This is a genomic window from Allobosea sp. TAB14, assembly GCF_052113865.1.
GTDB lineage: Bacteria > Pseudomonadota > Alphaproteobacteria > Rhizobiales > Beijerinckiaceae > Allobosea > Allobosea spartocytisi.
The window spans coordinates 1-1,323 of record NZ_JBFRDQ010000365.1; the positions used below are offsets into that span (position 1 = coordinate 1).

1 protein-coding gene is annotated in these 1,323 nt (G+C 65.9%); it reads right to left on the reverse strand.

Annotated features, from left to right (window positions below; all coding sequences use genetic code 11):
- Positions 1 to 90: 90 nt before the first annotated feature.
- Positions 91 to 1,323: trigger factor (gene tig, locus AB4Y99_RS27650; protein WP_441525605.1), on the reverse strand; the 1,233-nt coding region annotated here is incomplete at its 5' end.

Below are 1,323 nucleotides of genomic sequence, written 5' to 3' on the forward strand. Positions count from 1 at the left end.
CATAAGCACGCCGAACGTGGCTGAAAAGGGAAGCGCCGCCGGTCGCGAAGGCCGGCGGCGCAAAGGCTGGCATTAAGGTTGCCGGAACGCTCAGGCGGAAGCGTCTTCGGCCTTGTCTTCGGCCTTCTTGCTCTTCTTGGCGGCAGCCTTCTTCGGCTTGGCCTCGGTGGCGGCTTCCACCTCGTCATCGGCGTAGAGCGCCTCGCGCGATACCGTCTGATCCTCGACCTTCACCTGGCCGAGCAGATGGTCGACGACCTTCTCCTCGAAGATCGGGGCGCGGATCTCGGCGAGAGCCTGCGGGTTCTTSYGGTAGAACTCCCAGACCTGCTTCTCCTGGCCSGGGAAYTGGCGGRCKCGYTCGAYCAGGGCCTGGGTGACCTCGTCATCCGAGATCTGCACCTTGGCCTGCTCGCCGATCTCGGCCAGCACGAGGCCGAGGCGCACGCGGCGCTCGGCGATCTTGCGGTAGTCGGCGCGGGCTGCGTCCTCGGTGGTGTCCTCGTCGGCGAAGGTCTTGTTGGCCTGCTTCATGTCGGCCTCGACCTGGCTCCAGACGCTGTTGAACTCCTGGTCGACCAGCGTCGGCGGCAGCTCGAAGGTGTACTTGCCGTCGAGCGCGTCGAGCAGGCTCTTCTTGAGCTTGCGGCGCGACTGGGCGCCGAAGTCGCGGCCGATCTGCTCGCTCACGGCGGTCTTGAGCGCATCGAGCGACTCCATGCCGAAGGCCTTGGCGAGCTCGTCGTCGATCTTGATCGCGTCCGGGCCCTGGACTTCGGTAACGGTGACCACGAATTCGGCCGCCTGGCCGGCGAGATGGGCCGCGCCGTAGTTCTCAGGGAAGGTGACCTTGATCGTGCGGGTCTCGCCCTGCTTCACGCCCTCGAGCTGCTCCTCGAAGCCGGGGATGAACTGGCCGGAGCCGAGATCGAGCGGGATGCCTTCGCCGGTGCCGCCCTCGAAAGCCTTGCCGTCGATGGTGCCGACATAGGAGATCATCAGGCGGTCGCCGGTCTCGGCCTTGGCCTTCTCGCCCTTCGCCGAATAGGTGCGGTTGCCGGACGCCATGCGCAGCAGCGCGGCGTCGACATCGGCGTCCGGAACCTCGGCGACCGGCTTCACGAGCGAAACGTCGGAGATGTCGACGAGCTCGATCTTCGGCAGAACCTCGAGGGCGACGGTGAAGGCGAGATCGCCCTTGGCCTCCATCGCGGCCTCGATCTCGTCCTTGTTCTCGGGGAAGCGGATCTGCGGCTCGAAGGCGAGCTTCAGGTTGTTGTCGGCGACGATCTTCTGGTTCGCCTCGTTGACGGCGTTCTGGAG